This window comes from Klebsiella sp. PCX, assembly GCF_021869705.1.
GTDB classification, from domain to species: domain Bacteria; phylum Pseudomonadota; class Gammaproteobacteria; order Enterobacterales; family Enterobacteriaceae; genus Klebsiella; species Klebsiella quasipneumoniae.
Genome location: NZ_CP091527.1, coordinates 4,166,709 through 4,185,275 on the forward strand (window position 1 = coordinate 4,166,709; position 18,567 = coordinate 4,185,275).

Genomic DNA, 18,567 nt, shown 5'->3' on the forward strand with positions numbered 1-18,567 from the left:
CTCCTCAGGCCGCGCCGACCAGCCAGTAGCGCAGGCCGATAAACAGCGCCAGCGCCAGGGTTGACGCCACCCACATCAATCGAATGGTTCGGGAAATATCGTCCACCGCAATGTCGCGGACGGCGTCGCCTATCCAGGGTTTTTCAACGCGCTGGCCGAAGTAGTCGTTCGGGCCGCCAAGGCGGATCCCCAGCGCGCCGGCGACCGTCGCTTCCGGCCAGGCGCAGTTAGGACTGCTGTGCTGATAGCGATCGCGCCAGCCCGTCCGCAGCGCCCGGGCGCCATCTTCCCGACATACCACGGCGGCGAGGCTAAGCAGCAGCCAGCTCAGCCGGGCGGGAAGGAAGTTGGCCACATCGTCAAGACGGGCGCTGACCATGCCGATCGCCCGGTATTTTTCGTGCTTATAGCCGACCATGGAATCGAGGGTGTTGACCGCCTTATAGGCCATGGCCAGCGGCGCGCCGCCCAGCAGCAGGAAGAAGAGCGGCGCGATAATGCCGTCGACGGTGTTTTCCGCCACTGTTTCCACCACCGCGCGGTTAATCTGCTGCGGCTGGAGCTGTGTGGTGTCGCGCCCGACAATCCACGACAGCTTGCTACGGCTTTCCGCCAGATCCCCCGCGCGCAGCGGTCGCTCGACGTCCCGCGCCGACTGCGCCAGACAGCGCCCCGCCAGCACGGTGAAGATCATCCATACCTCCACCAGCCATCCCAGCCAGGGGTGGATCCCGCGCGCCAGCGCCAGTACGCCCCAGGCCACAGCCCACGTCAGGCCGGTCACCACCAGCCACATCACCCCGCCGCCAATGCGCAGCGCCCGCTCGCTATGGCAGACCCGCCGCACCACGCGCTGGCTGATGTTGATCAGACGACCTATCCAGCGCACCGGATGCGGCCAATGCGGCGGATCGCCAATGACGACATCGAGTATCCAGGCCACACACCAGGCGAGAAGAGTCATAGCGTCCTCCTTGCCGCCTGCAGCCAGTGGTTGAGCATGGTGGGTCGCTGGGCAAAATGGACATGGAGATAGCTGGCAAAGGCGCTGCCGGACTGCCATCCTCCCTGCCACTGCTGAAGCGTCTTGCCGTCCCGCTGTTTACGGCAGGCCAGCACGGCGGCGGTGGCGGGAGTAAAATCGGAGTAATGAAATTCATGGCCGCGCAGCCACTCGCCGGGGGCGGCCAGCAGCGTCTGCTGCTGCGCCTGCGCTTCGCAGTAGCCGAACCGGGTCAGACGCGTCCCCATCCGGCTGTAGCCGGGAATGATATCCGCCATCGCATAGCGCTCGCCGCCGGTGACCTCCAGGGCGGAGCCCAGATACATCAGGCCGCCGCACTCGGCGTAGATCGCCACCCCGCGCCGGTGCGCCGCGCGGAGCTGCGCCAGCATCTCCTGGTTGGCTGACAGGCCGGCCGCGTGCAGCTCCGGGTAGCCGCCGCCAAGCCAGATCATCTGGCAGGCCGGCAGCTGGCGATCGCGCAGCGGGCTAAAGCGCACGATCTTCACGCCGCAGCGGACCAGCAGCGCCAGGTTATCGGGATAATAAAAATTGAAGGCCTCGTCGTCGGCGAGGGCCAGCGTCAGCCCTTCGCCGGCGTCGGCGGCAAGCTGCTCCCCCCACTCGCCGGCCGGCAGGTTCGCCAGTTCGCTGAGGGACAGCAGCCGGTCGATGTCGAGGGTGCGCCCCAGCAGGCTGGCAAAATCCCGCCATGCCTGTTGATTAACCACCGACTCGCGGGCGGTCACCAGCCCCAGATGCCGCTCGGGCAGCGCCACGCCTTCCACGCGCGGCACATAACCGAGCACCGGCGCCTGGCAGTAGCGCTCAATGGCGCTTTTCAGCAGCTGGAAGTGAGTGTCGCTGTTGACGCGATTAACGATCACGCCGGCGATATTGAGGGCCGGATCAAAATGTTGAAAGCCCATCACCGTGGCGGCGATGGAGGTCGAGACCGCTTTGCCATCCACCAGCAAAATCACCGGGCAGCCAAGCTGTTTGGCCATCGCCGCGCTGCTGCAGTAGTTGGGGTCGGTGCCGTAGCCGTCATAGAGGCCCATCACCCCTTCAATGACTGCGATATCGGCCTGCTGGAGCTGGTCGACAAACAGCGCGTTGAGTATCGGGGCGGGAAGCATAAAGCTGTCGAGATTGCGGGAGGCGACGCCGCTGATGGCGGTGTGCCAGGCGGTGTCTAAATAGTCTGGCCCCACTTTACAGGGTTGCACCCGCAAACCGCGCTGTTGGAGCAAGCTGAGCAGGCCGAGCGTCACGGTGGTTTTGCCACAACCGCTACCGGTACCCGCAAGAATGAACGCACGCCTGGTTGCCATACCCTGTCCTGTTCAGGTGGTCAGAGTATAGCTGCGCGCATGCCTGGTCCTGCGACCACGCACCGCTAAGCCACCCACTTCCCACCGAAGTTGTTGGTCTGTTACCGGCAGGCAGGTCTTCTGGCTTAGCTTCGTTCTCGCCCGCCCTTCCCAATCTTACGATCAGTGGTTTTTACGGGGTCGTCAGCATCACAGCAGCGGGGGCTGCGGGGGATTGACACCCCCTTCCCTGACACCAAACTGGTGTCGAACCTGTCGGTTTTATTCGCCGATGCGCCCTGCATCGGCGGTTAATGTTTCAAGCTTACTTTTACCGCCTTATCCCCCGCCAGAATGACGCCTGCGGAGTGAAGCGGTTTTGAATAATCATCGGTCTCGTATTAACGGACACTCTATCCCATCACAAAAATAAAAACTGGTGTAGTTTATCCCTCGAATATCATTATTTTGTTGCGCTATGACAATTTATTGCTCTACTGTCGTTTTTTTCATTTTATAATGATGAAGATACTCCGGGATATCAAAAATCGGCAATAGCAAAATATTGTCATTTAAAATGACTCAGTTTGTGATCCGGCATTAATTTGCTGACGAAACGCCTGCGGCGTTACCTGATAGGTCTGGCGAAACACTTTACAAAAATAGCTGGTTTGCGAAAAACCTAAATTCCGCGCAATGCTGGCAATGCTCCAGTCGCTGTGGCAAAGCAGCTCTTTTGCGCTCGCCATCCGCTGCTGATTGACCCAGGCGTTAAAGCCGATCCCCTGATATTTTTTAAACAATTTGCTGAAGTAGTACGGGCTGAGATAGACGTGCGCCGCCACCTCCTCCAGACGCAGTTCATCAGAGAGATGCGCGTCGATATAGCGCAGCGCCTTCTTCATTTTGCCATCGTGCGGCGAGGCCGCCCGGCTGCTCTGCGCCGGGTCGTTCTGCGGCGGGTTATCCTTGATAACCACGAAGTTAAGCTGTTTTTTCAGGCAATTCTCGACGATCAGCTTGAGCAGATCCGCAGAGGCGATAACCCGCGAATAGTCCATCTCAGGCACATCGCGGAACGCCTGAACCAGCGCCGGATCGTCCTGCCAGCGGTCATCCACGTTAAGGATGTCCACCAGTTCGATATCGTTGCTCAGACGAACCTGGCCGCAGAGCACAAAGCCCACAAGGTGCCCGGCGATAACCAGCGGAATGGAAAAATCGGTTAACCCGGCGTGACAGCGGTAGATACAGAGCGCATCGGTTTTCGAGGCCTCGAGGCCGCCGCAGCGGTCGCTCATGCGACAGCGGGAGCTGTGCTGGGGGTGCTGGCGCATCAGCTGGCAGAAAGGGGTGAAGTTAAACAGTTCAGATATTTCATCACCGTGAATATTGACAACCACAACCGCCAGACTGGTGGCCTGCGCAAAATCCTGTGCGATTTTATTAATGAGTTCTGAGTTCAGTGTGCTCGCAGAAATCATGATAAAACCTCTCAGTTAATTTTTTGTTATAAATAAAACATTTCTTTAATATTCACTTCCTTTCATCATCATTTACCGCCAACGATAAAAGAATATTACGATAGCAAAAGTCTCCCATCCGTGGGAGACGTTTTTAGCCAGTTCGTGATACCGGTTCATGAAAATTTTTCGCTATTTCAGCGGATGCATTAATCCTCTAATTTACAGGTATTACACGGTAGATTATTACCAATCAGATAACGATAGATGGCCGCGCCGAGACAGGCGCCGATCAGTGGCGCAATAATCGGCACAATAAAGTACGGTATATCCCTTCCGCCGGTCATCGCGATATCGCCCCAACCCGCCATCCACGTAAACAGCTTCGGCCCAAAATCACGCGCCGGATTCATTGCAAAGCCGGTCAGCGGCCCGGTTGAAGCGCCAATGACCGCCACCAGCAGGCCGATCAGCAGCGGGGCCAGCGGCCCTTTCGGTACGCCGTTGCCGTCGTCGGTCAGCGCCATAATCATCCCCATCAGCATGGAGGTGATCACCACTTCAACCAGCGCCGCATGCCAGATGCTCAGCGATGCCGCCGGGTAGGTGCTGAAAATACTCGCCAGCTGCAGGCTCTCTACGCTGCCGCGCGCGATATGGTGGGCGGATTCAAACTCGGTAAACATCGTGCTGTACAGCACATAGGCCAGCACCGCGCCGCCAAAGGCGCCGGCAACCTGTGAAACGATATAGGGGAAAACTTTGCGTCCGGGAAAGCAGGCAAACAGCCATAACGCGACGGTCACCGCCGGGTTGAGATGGCCGCCGGAGATCCCCGAAGTCAGATACACGGCAAGCGAGATCCCCAGCCCCCAGATAATGCATATCTCCCACAGTCCGAGGCTGGCTCCCGCCACCTTTAACGCGCTCAGGCAGCCGATGCCGAAAAACAAAAATAGCCCGGTGCCCAAAAACTCGGCGGTACATTGCGCTTTTAACGAATCATTCATTATGACACCTTCTTAGCAGAGTTCGTGTCCTGACCAGCCAACATCCTGCTGGCAGTAGAGTACAACGGGCACCACTATATGAACTCCCGTCCGCAAATTGTTGGCAACCTGCTGACGGCAGCCTCCGGAAAATTCGGGCATCAATAACAAATTATTGTCATTAAATAACGCAGAATTGCATTGCTCACGCGCGGCTTTCGCCATTATGCCACCACCATGGCATGCAAAAATATTGCTAAAACCAGCTCATCGTTTTCCAACAAACATCACAAATCAGTTTCTCGCGCATAGCAGATAAAATTGAAATCGTCATGAACAAATTTGTAAATATGGAATATACAAAACAAGATAATCACATCAACACAAATAAAAATAATAATTAACATCAAGCACTTAAATAAATAAAAGACAATTTTATATTATCCAATACCCACTATTTTTTCACCATCACATTGAAGTCAGCCATTCTTTTTCCTCGCATCTTCTTATAGTCCCCACTATCGGAACACTCCATGCGAGGTCTTTATGCAACAAGAAGCACTAGGAATGGTAGAAACCAAAGGCTTAACCGCAGCCATAGAGGCCGCTGATGCAATGGTTAAGTCAGCCAATGTGATGTTAGTGGGCTATGAAAAGATTGGCTCCGGGCTGGTCACCGTCATCGTGCGCGGCGACGTTGGCGCGGTGAAAGCGGCCACCGATGCCGGTGCCGCCGCCGCACGTAACGTGGGAGAAGTGAAAGCCGTACACGTCATCCCACGCCCTCACACCGATGTAGAAAAAATCTTACCGAAGGGAATTAGCCAATGAGCAGCAATGAGCTGGTTGAACAGATCATGGCTCAAGTGATTGCCCGTGTGGCAACGCCGGAACAGCAGGCCATCCCTACTGAAAACCATCCAATACGAGAGACGGCTATGGCAGAAAAAAGCTGCAGTTTAACGGAATTTGTCGGGACCGCCATTGGCGACACCCTGGGCCTGGTGATCGCCAACGTCGATACCGCCCTGCTGGACGCGATGAAGCTTGAAAAACGCTATCGCTCCATCGGCATTCTCGGCGCCCGCACCGGCGCAGGCCCGCACATTATGGCGGCGGACGAAGCGGTGAAAGCCACCAACACCGAAGTGGTCAGCATTGAGCTTCCACGCGATACCAAAGGCGGCGCGGGCCACGGTTCGCTGATTATTTTAGGCGGCAACGACGTTTCCGATGTTAAGCGCGGTATCGAAGTCGCCCTGAAAGAGCTCGATCGCACCTTTGGCGATGTTTACGGCAATGAAGCCGGACATATCGAGCTGCAGTACACCGCCCGCGCCAGCTACGCCCTGGAAAAAGCCTTCGGCGCGCCGATTGGCCGCGCCTGCGGCATTATCGTCGGCGCACCGGCCTCCGTTGGCGTGCTGATGGCCGATACCGCCCTGAAGTCAGCCAACGTAGAAGTCGTGGCGTATAGCTCTCCGGCGCACGGCACCAGCTTCAGTAACGAAGCCATCCTGGTGATTTCCGGCGACTCCGGCGCGGTCCGCCAGGCAGTCACCTCCGCGCGCGAAATCGGTAAAACCGTCCTTGCGACCCTCGGTGCTGAACCGAAAAACGATCGCCCCTCCTACATCTGATACCCGCGAGGCTGATTCATGAGATCGAAAAGATTTGAAGCACTGGCGAAACGCCCTGTGAATCAGGACGGCTTCGTTAAGGAGTGGATCGAAGAAGGCTTTATCGCGATGGAAAGCCCGAACGATCCGAAACCGTCGATAAAAATCGTTAACGGCGCGGTGACCGAGCTGGACGGGAAACCGGTGAGCGATTTTGACCTGATCGACCACTTTATCGCCCGCTACGGTATCAACCTGAATCGCGCCGAAGAAGTGATGGCGATGGATTCGGTCAAACTGGCCAATATGCTCTGCGATCCGAACGTCAAGCGTAGCGAAATCGTCCCGCTGACCACCGCGATGACGCCGGCAAAAATTGTCGAAGTGGTTTCGCATATGAACGTCGTTGAGATGATGATGGCGATGCAGAAAATGCGCGCCCGCCGCACCCCGTCCCAGCAGGCGCACGTCACCAACGTCAAAGATAACCCGGTACAGATTGCCGCCGACGCCGCCGAAGGCGCATGGCGCGGATTTGACGAACAGGAAACCACGGTTGCAGTCGCGCGCTATGCGCCGTTTAACGCCATCGCGCTGCTGGTCGGCTCGCAGGTAGGCCGCCCGGGCGTACTGACTCAGTGCTCGCTGGAAGAAGCGACCGAACTGAAGCTTGGCATGCTGGGCCACACCTGCTACGCCGAAACCATTTCCGTCTACGGTACCGAGCCGGTCTTCACCGACGGTGACGATACGCCATGGTCGAAAGGTTTCTTAGCTTCGTCCTACGCCTCCCGCGGCCTGAAAATGCGCTTCACCTCCGGCTCCGGCTCGGAAGTACAAATGGGCTACGCCGAAGGCAAATCCATGCTGTATCTGGAAGCGCGCTGCATCTACATCACCAAAGCCGCTGGCGTGCAGGGGCTGCAAAACGGCTCGGTAAGCTGCATCGGCGTGCCGTCTGCTGTTCCGTCAGGCATTCGCGCGGTGCTGGCGGAAAACCTGATCTGCTCTTCGCTGGATCTCGAATGCGCCTCCAGTAACGACCAGACCTTCACCCACTCCGATATGCGTCGTACCGCGCGCCTGCTGATGCAGTTCCTGCCGGGAACCGACTTTATCTCCTCCGGTTATTCCGCGGTGCCGAACTACGACAACATGTTCGCCGGCTCCAACGAAGATGCCGAAGACTTTGACGACTACAACGTTATCCAGCGCGACCTGAAGGTCGACGGCGGTCTGCGTCCGGTTCGCGAAGAAGATGTTATCGCCATCCGTAACAAAGCCGCCCGCGCGCTGCAGGCCGTGTTTGCCGGAATGGGGCTGCCGCCGATTACCGATGAAGAAGTGGAAGCCGCGACCTACGCCCACGGTTCGAAAGATATGCCGGAGCGCAACATCGTCGAGGACATCAAATTCGCCCAGGAGATCATCAATAAAAACCGCAACGGCCTGGAGGTGGTGAAAGCGCTGGCGCAGGGCGGCTTCACCGACGTGGCCCAGGACATGCTCAACATCCAGAAAGCCAAGCTGACCGGGGACTATCTGCATACCTCCGCAATCATCGTCGGCGACGGACAGGTGCTATCAGCCGTCAACGACGTTAACGATTATGCCGGTCCGGCAACGGGCTATCGCCTGCAGGGCGAACGCTGGGAAGAGATTAAAAACATCCCTGGCGCTCTTGATCCCAACGAGATTGATTAAGGGGTGAGAAATGGAAATTAATGAAAAATTGCTGCGCCTGATAATTGAAGAAGTGCTTAGCGAAATGAAGAGCAGCGATAAACCGGTCTCGTTTAATGCGCCGGCGGCCTCCGCTGCGCCGCAGGCAACCGCGCCTGCTGGCGACGGCTTCCTGACGGAAGTCGGCGAAGCGCGTCAGGGCACGCAGCAGGATGAAGTGATTATCGCCGTCGGCCCGGCTTTCGGCCTGGCGCAGACCGTCAATATCGTCGGCATACCGCACAAGAGCATTTTGCGCGAAGTGATTGCCGGTATTGAAGAAGAAGGCATTAAGGCGCGCGTAATTCGCTGCTTTAAATCCTCCGACGTGGCCTTCGTCGCCGTTGAAGGCAATCGCCTGAGCGGTTCCGGCATCTCTATCGGCATCCAGTCAAAAGGCACCACCGTTATCCACCAGCAGGGCCTGCCGCCGCTCTCTAACCTGGAGCTGTTCCCGCAGGCGCCACTGCTGACGCTGGAAACCTATCGTCAGATTGGTAAAAACGCCGCCCGCTATGCGAAACGCGAATCGCCGCAGCCGGTCCCGACGCTGAACGACCAGATGGCGCGGCCAAAATACCAGGCGAAATCGGCCATTTTGCACATTAAAGAGACCAAGTACGTGGTGACGGGCAAAAACCCGCAGGAACTGCGCGTGGCGCTTTGATAAAGGATAACTCCATGAATACCGACGCAATTGAATCGATGGTGCGCGACGTATTAAGCCGTATGAACAGCCTGCAGGGCGAGGCGCCAGCGGCGGCTCCGGCGGCTGGCGGCGCGCCCCGTAGCGCAAAGGTCAGCGACTACCCGCTGGCGAATAAGCACCCGGAATGGGTGAAAACCGCCACCAATAAAACGCTGGACGACTTTACGCTGGAAAACGTGCTGAGCAATAAAGTCACCGCTCAGGATATGCGTATTACCCCGGAAACGCTGCGCTTACAGGCTTCTATCGCCAGGGACGCGGGCCGCGACCGGTTGGCGATGAACTTCGAACGCGCCGCCGAACTGACCGCGGTACCGGACGATCGCATTCTTGAAATCTACAACGCCCTCCGCCCCTATCGCTCGACGAAAGAGGAGCTGCTGACGATCGCCGACGATCTCGAAAGCCGCTACCAGGCGAAGATCTGCGCCGCTTTCGTTCGCGAAGCGGCAACGCTGTACGTCGAGCGTAAAAAACTCAAGGGCGACGATTAATTACAGGGGCATGTGATGCGATATATAGCTGGCATTGATATCGGCAACTCATCGACGGAAGTCGCCCTGGCGACCCTGAATGAGGCTGGCGCGCTGACGATTACGCACAGCGCGCTGGCGGAAACCACCGGGATCAAAGGCACGTTGCGTAACGTGTTCGGCATTCAGGAGGCCCTCGCGCTGGTCGCAAAGCGCGCGGGGATCAGTGTCAGCGATATTTCGCTCATCCGCATTAACGAAGCGACGCCGGTGATTGGCGATGTGGCGATGGAAACCATTACCGAAACCATCATCACCGAATCAACCATGATCGGCCATAACCCGAAAACGCCCGGCGGCGCGGGGCTTGGCGTGGGCATCACCATTACGCCGCAGGAGCTGTTAACCCGCCCGGCGGACGCGCCCTATATCCTGGTGGTGTCGTCGGCGTTTGACTTTGCCGATATCGCCAGCGTGATTAACGCTTCCCTGCGCGCCGGATATCAGATTACCGGCGTCATTTTGCAACGTGACGATGGCGTGCTGGTCAGCAACCGGCTGGAAAAACCGCTGCCGATCGTTGACGAAGTGCTGTACATCGACCGCATTCCGCTGGGGATGCTGGCGGCAATTGAGGTCGCCGTCCCGGGGAAGGTCATCGAAACGCTCTCTAACCCCTACGGCATCGCCACCGTATTCCACCTCAACGCCGAGGAGACGAAAAACATCGTCCCGATGGCGCGAGCGCTGATTGGCAACCGTTCCGCCGTGGTGGTCAAAACGCCATCCGGTGACGTCAAAGCGCGCGCGATACCCGCCGGTAACATTGAGCTGCTGGCCCAGGGCCGGAGCGTGCGCGTGGATGTCGCCGCCGGAGCCGAAGCCATCATGAAAGCGGTCGACGGCTGCGGCAAACTCGATAACGTCACCGGCGAGTCGGGGACCAATATCGGCGGCATGCTGGAACACGTGCGCCAGACCATGGCCGAGCTGACCAACAAGCCCAGCAGCGAGATTTTTATTCAGGATCTGCTGGCCGTTGACACCTCGGTTCCGGTGAGCGTCACCGGCGGTCTTGCCGGGGAGTTCTCGCTGGAGCAGGCCGTGGGCATCGCCTCCATGGTGAAATCTGACCGTTTGCAGATGGCGATGATTGCCCGCGAGATCAAGCAGAAGCTCAATATCGACGTGCAGATCGGCGGCGCAGAGGCCGAAGCCGCCATTCTCGGCGCGCTGACCACCCCCGGCACCACGCGTCCGCTGGCGATCCTCGACCTCGGCGCAGGCTCCACCGATGCCTCCATCATCAACCCCAAAGGCGAAATCATCGCCGCTCACCTCGCCGGAGCTGGCGATATGGTCACCATGATCATTGCCCGCGAGCTGGGGCTGGAGGATCGCTACCTGGCGGAAGAGATCAAAAAATATCCACTGGCGAAAGTCGAAAGTCTGTTCCATCTGCGCCACGAGGACGGCAGCGTGCAGTTCTTCTCCACGCCGCTGCCCCCCGCCGTATTCGCCCGCGTCTGCGTGGTGAAACCGGACGAACTGGTGCCGCTTCCCGGCGACTTAGCGCTGGAAAAAGTGCGCGCCATTCGCCGCAGCGCCAAAGAGCGGGTCTTTGTCACCAACGCCCTGCGCGCGCTGCGTCAGGTCAGCCCGACCGGCAACATTCGCGATATTCCGTTCGTGGTGCTGGTCGGTGGCTCGTCGCTGGATTTCGAAGTTCCGCAGCTGGTCACCGATGCGCTGGCGCACTACCGCCTGGTGGCCGGGCGGGGAAATATTCGCGGCAGCGAAGGCCCCAGAAACGCGGTAGCTACCGGGCTGATTCTCTCCTGGCATAAGGAGTTTGCACATGGACAGTAATCACACCGCCCCGGCCATCGTCATTACCGCCATCGACGGCTGCGATGGCTTGTGGCGCGAAGTGCTGCTGGGCATTGAAGAGGAAGGCATTCCTTTCATGCTCCAGCATCACCCGGCCGGGGATGTCGTGGACAGCGCCTGGCAGGCGGCGCGCAGCTCGCCGCTGCTGGTGGGCATCGCCTGCGATCGCCATACGCTGGTCGTGCACTACAAGAATTTACCCGCATCGGCGCCGCTTTTTACGCTGATGCATCATCAGGACAGTCAGGCCCATCGCAATACCGGTAATAACGCGGCACGGCTGGTCAAAGGGATCCCTTTCCGGGATCTGAATAGCTAAGCAACAGGAGAACTGCAGTATGAATAACGCACTGGGACTGGTTGAAACAAAAGGGTTAGTAGGCGCCATTGAAGCTGCCGACGCCATGGTGAAATCGGCCAACGTGCAGCTGGTCGGCTACGAAAAAATTGGCTCGGGTCTGGTGACCGTAATGGTTCGCGGCGATGTCGGCGCGGTCAAAGCGGCGGTGGATGCGGGCAGCGCGGCGGCAAGCGTGGTGGGTGAAGTGAAATCCTGCCACGTGATTCCGCGTCCGCACAGCGACGTTGAGGCCATTTTACCGAAATCAGCCTGATTGTTGGCGAATAAGGAGCACCGCGTGAAGCAATCACTGGGATTACTTGAAGTTTGTGGTCTGGCACTGGCTATTAGCTGCGCCGATATCATGGCGAAATCCGCTTCTATCACGCTGGTCGCCCTCGAAAAGACCAATGGTTCAGGCTGGATGGTCATTAAAATTACCGGTGATGTGGCCTCAGTACAGGCGGCCATCACCACCGGTGTACAGTTTGCCGAACAGCGAAACGGTCTGGTGGCTCATAAAGTCATCGCCAGACCCGGAGAAGGGATCCTGCCAGCAGAGGCTCCCCCACCCTCCGTCATGGAACCTGAGCCTGAAGAGTCAGAGACGGCTAATGTCGTTTCTGAAGCGCCAGCAGAAGAGCCCCTCCAGCAACAAGGCGTGGTGAGCTGCAACCTGTGCCTGGATCCAAAATGTCCACGCCAGAAGGGCGAGCCTCGTTCGCTTTGCATTCATCCCGGCAAGCGAGGTGAAGCGTAATGGATAAACAGCTTCTCGAATCAACGGTCAGTAAAGTCCTCGACGAGATGCGTCTGCGGCCCATTCCGCTGGGGGTTTCAAATCGTCATATCCACCTGTCGGCGTCGGATTATGAACGCCTGTTTCCCGGTCATCCCATCAGCGAGAAAAAAGCGCTGCTGCAGCCGGGACAGTACGCTGCGGAGCAAACCGTAACCCTGGTAGGGCCGAAGGGGCAGCTTAAAAATGTGCGCCTGCTCGGCCCACTGCGTTCGGTAAGCCAGGTGGAAATATCGCGTACCGATGCCAGAACCCTGGGGGTTGCGGCGCCGCTGAGAATGTCCGGCGATCTGAAAGGGACGCCGGGCATCCGTCTGGTCAGCCCTTTTGGCGAGCTAGAACTCTCGACAGGGGTTATCGTCGCGCAGCGGCATATCCATATGTCGCCGCTCGATGCGCTTATCCTGCGGGTTTCCCATGGCGACAGGGTCTCCGTGGCCATTGAAGGCGACGAGCGCGGGCTGATTTTCGACAACGTGGCGGTTCGCGTTTCACCGGACATGCGCCTCGAAATGCACATTGATACCGATGAAGCCAACGCCGCCGGTGCAGATAACCCGCAGGCCTTTGCCCGGCTGGTAGGCCCGCGATGAACGGCGCAGTTTTGCAGCGCATTGTGGAGGAAATCGTCTCCAGGCTGCAGCGTCGCGCCCATAGCACGGCGACGCTGAGCGTTGCGCAGCTCCGTGATGCCGACTGTCCAGCGCTGTTCAGCCAGTACGCCTCGCTGCGCATCCTGCTCGTTGACCTGCCGCTGCTGGGCCAGCTGACAGAGGCGGAAACCGACGATCCTGCGGCGCGGAAAATTCACGAGGCGCTGGCTTTCGGCATCCGCGTGCAGCTCACCCTGCACAGCCAGCTGCTGCCGGTTATCCCGCTCAAAAAACTGGCGCGCCTGCCGGTGATATTCACCGACGAGCGCGGACTGCCGCTGATCCTGCATGCAGGTTCAGTGCTGAGCTATCGCGACGTCGCGCAGCTGGGCCAGGGGCGTCTGGTTATCCACCGCAAATGCATCGTGACCGCGCTGGCGCGCGAAGCGGCACAGGCGCGGCATATTCAATTCATTAAGCAGGAGTAAATCATGCATCTGGCACGAGTCACGGGCGCGGTTGTCTCCACGCAAAAATCGCCTTCCCTGATCGGCAAAAAGCTGCTGCTGGTGCGGCGGGTCAGCGCCGATGGCGAACTCCCCGCCTCCCCCACCTCCGGCGATGAAGTCGCCGTGGATTCCGTCGGCGCAGGGATCGGCGAGCTGGTTCTGCTTAGCGGCGGCTCCAGCGCCAGGCACGTTTTTTCCGGGCCAAACGAGGCCATCGACCTCGCCGTTGTCGGCATTGTCGATACGCTTTCACGTTAAGGAGCGAATATGGCGATTTATACCCGAACGGGCGACGCTGGCACCACCTCACTCTTTACCGGCCAGCGGGTGAGCAAAACGCACCCGCGGGTTGAAGCCTACGGCACGCTGGACGAACTGAACGCCGCGCTGAGCCTGTGCGCCTGCGCCGCCGCGGATAAAAAACACCGCGCCTTACTCGAGGCCATCCAGCAGCAAATATTTTGGTTTAGCGCAGAACTGGCCAGTGACAGCGAACAGCCGTCGCCGAAACAGCGCTATATCAGCAGCGAAGAGATTTCCGCCCTGGAAGCCGCCATCGATCGGGCCATGGCCCGCGTCGAACCGCTGCATAGCTTTATTTTACCCGGCCGCTGCGAAGCCGCGAGCCGCCTGCATTTTGCCCGCACGCTGGCCCGCCGGGCCGAACGCCGTCTGGTTGAGCTGGCGGCGGAAGTTAACGTGCGCCAGGTGCTGATGCGCTACATCAACCGCTTATCAGACTGCCTTTACGCTCTGGCCCGCGCGGAAGATAGCGATGCGCACCAGAACAAAATTATTCGTGAGGTTAGCAGGCGCTATCTGGCCGCCAGCCAGCCGAGCCACAGCAAGGAAACGACGCCCGTGGCCCTTTCATTCCTCGATCTGCACCAGCTCACTCGCGCGGCGGTTGAGCGCGCGCAGCTGCTGCAGGTGCCGGTAGTTATCAGCATCGTTGATGCGCACGGTACGGAAACCGTGACCTGGCGGATGCCGGACGCCCTGCTGGTCAGCAGCGAACTGGCGCCGAAAAAGGCCTGGACCGCGGTGGCGATGAAAACGGCGACCCATGAGCTGAGCGATGTCGTTCAGCCGGGCGCGGCGCTTTACGGTCTGGAAAGTCATTTACAGGGAAAAGTGGTCACCTTTGGCGGCGGTTACGCCCTGTGGCGCGACGGCTTATTAATTGGGGGTCTTGGCATCAGCGGCGGCAGCGTTGAGCAGGACATGGACATAGCACAGACCGCCATCGCGGCTATTAACGTGGGAACACATCAATGAATACTTCTGAACTCGAAACCCTGATTCGCACCATTCTTAGCGAGCAATTAACCACGCCAGCGCAAACGCCGGTCCAGCCTCAGGGCAAAGGGATTTTTCATTCCGTCAGCGAGGCTATCGACGCCGCGCACCAGGCGTTCTTACGTTATCAGCAGTGCCCGCTAAAAACCCGCAGCGCCATTATCAGCGCAATACGTCAGGAGCTGACGCCGCTGCTGGCGAGCCTGGCGGAAGAGAGCGCCAATGAAACGGGAATGGGCAACAAAGAAGATAAATTCCTGAAAAACAAGGCCGCGCTCGACAACACGCCGGGCGTGGAAGATCTCACCACCACCGCGTTGACCGGCGACGGCGGCATGGTGCTCTTTGAATACTCACCGTTTGGCGTTATCGGTTCGGTCGCGCCGAGCACCAACCCGACGGAAACCATCATCAACAACAGCATCAGCATGCTGGCGGCGGGCAACAGCGTCTACTTCAGCCCGCATCCGGGAGCGAAAAAGGTCTCTCTCAAGCTCATCAGCCTGATTGAAGAGATTGTTTTCCGCTGCTGCGGCATCCGCAATCTGGTGGTCACCGTAGCGGAACCGACGTTTGAAGCCACCCAGCAGATGATGGCCCACCCGCGCATCGCGGTGCTGGCTATCACCGGCGGCCCGGGTATTGTGGCAATGGGCATGAAGAGCGGTAAAAAAGTGATTGGCGCTGGCGCGGGCAACCCGCCCTGTATCGTTGATGAAACGGCGGATTTGGTGAAGGCGGCGGAAGATATCATCAACGGCGCTTCGTTCGATTACAACCTGCCCTGCATCGCCGAGAAGAGCCTGATTGTGGTGGAGAGCGTGGCTGAACGCCTGGTGCAGCAAATGCAAACCTTCGGCGCGCTGCTGCTCAGTCCAGCCGATACCGACAAACTCCGCGCCGCCTGCCTGCCTGAAGGCCAGGCAAACAAAAAACTGGTCGGCAAAAGCCCGTCGGCCATGCTGGAAGCTGCCGGGATCGCCGTGCCGGCGAAAGCGCCGCGTCTGCTGATTGCTATCGTCAACGCCGATGACCCGTGGGTCACCAGCGAACAGCTGATGCCGATGCTGCCGGTAGTGAAAGTCCGCGATTTCGATAGCGCGCTGGCCCTGGCCCTCAAGGTTGAAGAGGGGCTGCATCATACCGCCATTATGCACTCGCAGAACGTGTCGCGCCTGAACCTTGCGGCCCGCACCCTGCAAACCTCGATATTCGTCAAGAACGGCCCCTCCTATGCCGGGATCGGCGTCGGCGGCGAAGGTTTTACCACCTTTACCATTGCCACGCCAACCGGTGAAGGGACAACCTCGGCGCGCACCTTTGCCCGCTCCCGGCGCTGCGTGCTGACCAACGGCTTTTCCATCCGCTAACCGAGGTCGCGATGAATACTTTCTCACTACAAACGCGGTTGTACAGCGGTCAGGGCAGTCTGGCGGTGCTCAAGCGCTTTACCAATAAGCACATCTGGATAATCTGCGATGGCTTTCTGGCGCGTTCGCCGCTGCTGGATACCCTGCGTAACGCGTTGCCCGCAGATAACCGCATTAGCGTCTTTAGCGAGATAACGCCGGACCCTACTATCCATACCGTGGTGCAGGGGATTGCGCAAATGCAGGCCCTGCGTCCGCAGGTGGTCATCGGCTTCGGCGGCGGTTCGGCAATGGACGCGGCGAAAGCTATCGTCTGGTTCAGCCAGCAGAGCGGCATCAACATCGAAACCTGCGTGGCCATACCAACCACCAGCGGCACCGGCTCGGAAGTGACCAGCGCCTGCGTGATTAGCGACCCGGATAAAGGCATTAAGTACCCGCTGTTCAACAATGCGCTGTATCCGGATATGGCGATCCTTGACCCGGAGCTGGTGGTCAGCGTGCCGCCGCAGATTACGGCCAACACCGGCATGGACGTGCTGACCCATGCGCTGGAGGCGTGGGTTTCGCCGCACGCCAGCGACTTTACCGACGCGCTGGCGGAAAAAGCCGCCAAACTGGTGTTCCAGTATCTGCCCACGGCGGTGGAAAAAGGTGACTGCGTGGCGACGCGCGGGAAAATGCATAACGCCTCAACCCTCGCCGGGATGGCCTTCAGCCAGGCGGGACTGGGGCTTAATCACGCTATTGCCCACCAGCTTGGCGGGCAGTTTCATCTGCCGCATGGCCTGGCTAACGCGCTGCTGTTAACCACGGTTATCCGCTTTAACGCCGCTGTTCCCCGCGCTGGCAAACGCTATGCGCGGCTGGCTAAAGCCTGCGGCTTTTGCCCGGCAGAGGCCAACGACGTCACAGCGATCAATGCGCTGATTCAGCAGATCGAACGACTCAAGCAACGCTGCGCGCTGCCGTCACTGGCGATCGCGCTGAAAGAAGGACGCTCTGAGTTTTCCGCGCGTATTCCGGCGATGGTGCAGGCCGCGCTGGCGGACGTTACCTTACGCACCAACCCGCGTCCAGCCTGCGCTGAAGAAATCAGGGAACTGCTGGAGGAACTGCTATGAGCGCCGCCATCAACAGCGTTGAAATCTCCCATAGCGCCGATGAAATCCGCGAGCGCGTGCGCGCAGCAGGCGTCGTCGGCGCGGGCGGCGCGGGGTTTCCCGCCCACGTTAAGCTACAGGCGCAGGTAGAGATTTTTCTGGTCAACGCCGCCGAGTGCGAACCGATGCTCAAGGTCGACCAACAGCTGATGTGGCAGCAGGCTGCGCGCCTTGTGCGCGGCGTGCAGTACGCGATGACGGCAACCGGCGCGCGCGAAGGGGTCATTGCCCTGAAAGAAAAATACCGCCGGGCTATCGACGCCCTTACCCCGCTGCTGCCTGCCGGTATCCGTCTGCATATTCTGCCGGATGTCTATCCCGCGGGCGATGAAGTGCTGACCATCTGGCTGGCAACCGGTCGCCGGGTCGCGCCCGCCGCGCTGCCGGCCAGCGTCGGCGTGGTGGTCAATAACGTGCAAACGGTCCTCAATATTGCCCGTGCGGTTGAGCAGCAGTTTGCGGTGACCCGCCGCACGCTGACCGTTAACGGCGCGGTCGCCCGACCGCTGACCGTCACGGTCCCCATCGGCATGCCGCTGCGCGAAGTACTGGCGCTGGCGGGCGGCGCGACGGTCGATGACCCCGGTTTTATTAACGGCGGTCCGATGATGGGCGGCCTGATCACCTCTCTCGATAACCCGGTGACCAAAACCACCGGCGGCCTGCTGGTGCTGCCGAAAAGCCATCCGCTTATTCAGCGGAGAATGCAGGACGAACGCACGGTGCTTTCCGTGGCTCGCACCGTCTGCGAGCAGTGCCGGCTGTGTACCGATCTCTGCCCACGGCATCTGATCGGCCACGAACTCTCTCCGCACCTGCTGGTGCGGGCAGTGAACTTTCATCAGGCCGCTACGCCGCAGCTGCTGCTTAGCGCCCTCACCTGCTCGGAGTGCAACGTCTGCGAAAGCGTGGCCTGCCCGGTCGGCATTTCGCCGATGCGCATCAACCGCATGCTGAAACGCGAGCTGCGCGCGCAAAACCAGCGCTATGAAGGGCCGCTGTATCCTGCCGACGAAATGGCGAAATACCGCCTCGTACCGGTGAAGCGATTGATCGCCAAACTGGGATTAAGCCCCTGGTACCAGGAGGCGCCGCTGGTTGAAGACCAACCATCAGTAGAAAAAGTGACTTTGCAGCTGCGCCAGCATATCGGCGCCGGCGCGGTGCCCAACGTTGCGGTTGGGGAGCGCGTAACGCGCGGACAATGCGTTGCCGATATTCCGGCAGGTGCATTAGGCGCGCCGGTTCACGCCAGCATTGATGGCGTTGTTACGACCATCAGCGAACAGGCCATCACGGTGGTAAGAGGTTAA

General features: G+C 59.2%; 20 protein-coding genes and 1 riboswitch. Of the genes, 16 read left to right on the forward strand and 4 right to left on the reverse strand.

Translation table 11 applies throughout. The annotated features are described in order from the left end of the window. Positions 1-4 precede the first annotated feature (4 nt). From cbiB to pduF, 4 genes are all read right to left on the reverse strand, one after another. The gene (gene cbiB, locus GQR96_RS19790) at positions 5-964 is read right to left on the reverse strand and encodes an adenosylcobinamide-phosphate synthase CbiB (protein WP_017899212.1); all 960 of its coding nucleotides are present in this window, start codon (positions 962-964) and stop codon (positions 5-7) included. Continuing rightward, entirely contained in the window at positions 961-2,337 is a 1,377-nt protein-coding gene (locus GQR96_RS19795) for a cobyrinate a,c-diamide synthase (RefSeq protein WP_004205487.1), read from the reverse strand. The genes cbiB and GQR96_RS19795 overlap by 4 nt, the downstream gene beginning before the upstream one ends. Positions 2,338-2,429: 92 nt before the next feature. Next, positions 2,430-2,608, reverse strand: a riboswitch (cobalamin riboswitch). A 280-nt stretch (positions 2,609-2,888) separates the two neighbouring features. Further along, entirely contained in the window at positions 2,889-3,800 is a 912-nt protein-coding gene (gene pocR / locus GQR96_RS19800; protein ID WP_004205486.1) for a transcriptional regulator PocR, read from the reverse strand. A gap of 188 nt (positions 3,801-3,988) precedes the next feature. After that, positions 3,989-4,789, reverse strand: a complete 801-nt coding sequence (gene pduF, locus GQR96_RS19805) for a propanediol diffusion facilitator PduF (RefSeq protein ID WP_004105118.1) — start codon at positions 4,787-4,789, stop codon at positions 3,989-3,991. Positions 4,790-5,314: 525 nt separating this feature from the next. On the opposite strand from pduF, the gene pduA reads away from it, so the two are divergent. Genes pduA through pduS form a run of 16 tightly spaced genes read left to right on the forward strand, consistent with a single transcriptional unit; the run spans position 5,315 to position 18,567 of the window. Then, complete coding sequence (gene pduA, locus GQR96_RS19810) at positions 5,315-5,599, forward strand: propanediol utilization microcompartment protein PduA (protein WP_001183618.1); 285 nt, start codon at positions 5,315-5,317, stop codon at positions 5,597-5,599. Further along, positions 5,596-6,408 carry a propanediol utilization microcompartment protein PduB gene (gene pduB / locus GQR96_RS19815; RefSeq protein WP_004205485.1) on the forward strand — a complete coding sequence of 271 codons (813 nt, stop codon included), beginning with the start codon at positions 5,596-5,598 and terminating at the stop codon, positions 6,406-6,408. The genes pduA and pduB overlap by 4 nt, the downstream gene beginning before the upstream one ends. 18 nt (positions 6,409-6,426) lie before the next feature. Beyond that, positions 6,427-8,091: a propanediol dehydratase large subunit PduC gene (pduC, locus tag GQR96_RS19820; protein WP_004105132.1), complete on the forward strand. Its 1,665-nt coding sequence runs from the start codon at positions 6,427-6,429 to the stop codon at positions 8,089-8,091. A 10-nt stretch (positions 8,092-8,101) separates the two neighbouring features. After that, positions 8,102-8,776 (forward strand): propanediol dehydratase medium subunit PduD, encoded by a 675-nt coding sequence (gene pduD / locus GQR96_RS19825; protein ID WP_017899216.1) that lies wholly within the window; start codon positions 8,102-8,104, stop codon positions 8,774-8,776. Positions 8,777-8,790: 14 nt separating this feature from the next. Then, positions 8,791-9,312, forward strand: coding sequence for a propanediol dehydratase small subunit PduE (pduE, locus tag GQR96_RS19830; RefSeq protein ID WP_004205482.1), 522 nt, complete (start codon positions 8,791-8,793; stop codon positions 9,310-9,312). Positions 9,313-9,327: 15 nt separating this feature from the next. Beyond that, positions 9,328-11,160, forward strand: a complete 1,833-nt coding sequence (pduG, locus tag GQR96_RS19835) for a propanediol dehydratase reactivase alpha subunit PduG (protein ID WP_065905343.1) — start codon at positions 9,328-9,330, stop codon at positions 11,158-11,160. After that, the gene (pduH, locus tag GQR96_RS19840) at positions 11,150-11,500 is read left to right on the forward strand and encodes a propanediol dehydratase reactivase beta subunit PduH (RefSeq protein WP_023319057.1); all 351 of its coding nucleotides are present in this window, start codon (positions 11,150-11,152) and stop codon (positions 11,498-11,500) included. Before pduG ends, pduH begins: the two co-directional genes overlap by 11 nt. 19 nt (positions 11,501-11,519) lie before the next feature. Continuing rightward, positions 11,520-11,795, forward strand: coding sequence for a propanediol utilization microcompartment protein PduJ (pduJ, locus tag GQR96_RS19845; protein WP_001057755.1), 276 nt, complete (start codon positions 11,520-11,522; stop codon positions 11,793-11,795). 3 nt (positions 11,796-11,798) lie between these two features. Continuing rightward, the gene (locus tag GQR96_RS19850; protein ID WP_100098422.1) at positions 11,799-12,281 is read left to right on the forward strand and encodes a BMC domain-containing protein; all 483 of its coding nucleotides are present in this window, start codon (positions 11,799-11,801) and stop codon (positions 12,279-12,281) included. Then, positions 12,281-12,913 carry a phosphate propanoyltransferase gene (locus tag GQR96_RS19855; protein ID WP_065905344.1) on the forward strand — a complete coding sequence of 211 codons (633 nt, stop codon included), beginning with the start codon at positions 12,281-12,283 and terminating at the stop codon, positions 12,911-12,913. The genes GQR96_RS19850 and GQR96_RS19855 overlap by 1 nt, the downstream gene beginning before the upstream one ends. Next, on the forward strand, positions 12,910-13,401 hold the full coding sequence (gene pduM / locus GQR96_RS19860; RefSeq protein WP_065905345.1) for a microcompartment protein PduM: 492 nt from the start codon (positions 12,910-12,912) through the stop codon (positions 13,399-13,401). Before GQR96_RS19855 ends, pduM begins: the two co-directional genes overlap by 4 nt. Before the next feature lie 3 nt (positions 13,402-13,404). Next, positions 13,405-13,680: a propanediol utilization microcompartment protein PduN gene (gene pduN / locus GQR96_RS19865; protein ID WP_000549823.1), complete on the forward strand. Its 276-nt coding sequence runs from the start codon at positions 13,405-13,407 to the stop codon at positions 13,678-13,680. Between the two features lie 9 nt (positions 13,681-13,689). Then, entirely contained in the window at positions 13,690-14,700 is a 1,011-nt protein-coding gene (pduO, locus tag GQR96_RS19870; RefSeq protein WP_065905347.1) for a two-domain cob(I)yrinic acid a,c-diamide adenosyltransferase PduO, read from the forward strand. Beyond that, positions 14,697-16,091, forward strand: coding sequence for a CoA-acylating propionaldehyde dehydrogenase PduP (pduP, locus tag GQR96_RS19875; RefSeq protein WP_032456567.1), 1,395 nt, complete (start codon positions 14,697-14,699; stop codon positions 16,089-16,091). The genes pduO and pduP overlap by 4 nt, the downstream gene beginning before the upstream one ends. 11 nt (positions 16,092-16,102) lie before the next feature. Next, positions 16,103-17,215 (forward strand): 1-propanol dehydrogenase PduQ, encoded by a 1,113-nt coding sequence (gene pduQ / locus GQR96_RS19880; protein WP_032456568.1) that lies wholly within the window; start codon positions 16,103-16,105, stop codon positions 17,213-17,215. Continuing rightward, entirely contained in the window at positions 17,212-18,567 is a 1,356-nt protein-coding gene (pduS, locus tag GQR96_RS19885; RefSeq protein ID WP_065802640.1) for a cobalamin reductase PduS, read from the forward strand. Before pduQ ends, pduS begins: the two co-directional genes overlap by 4 nt.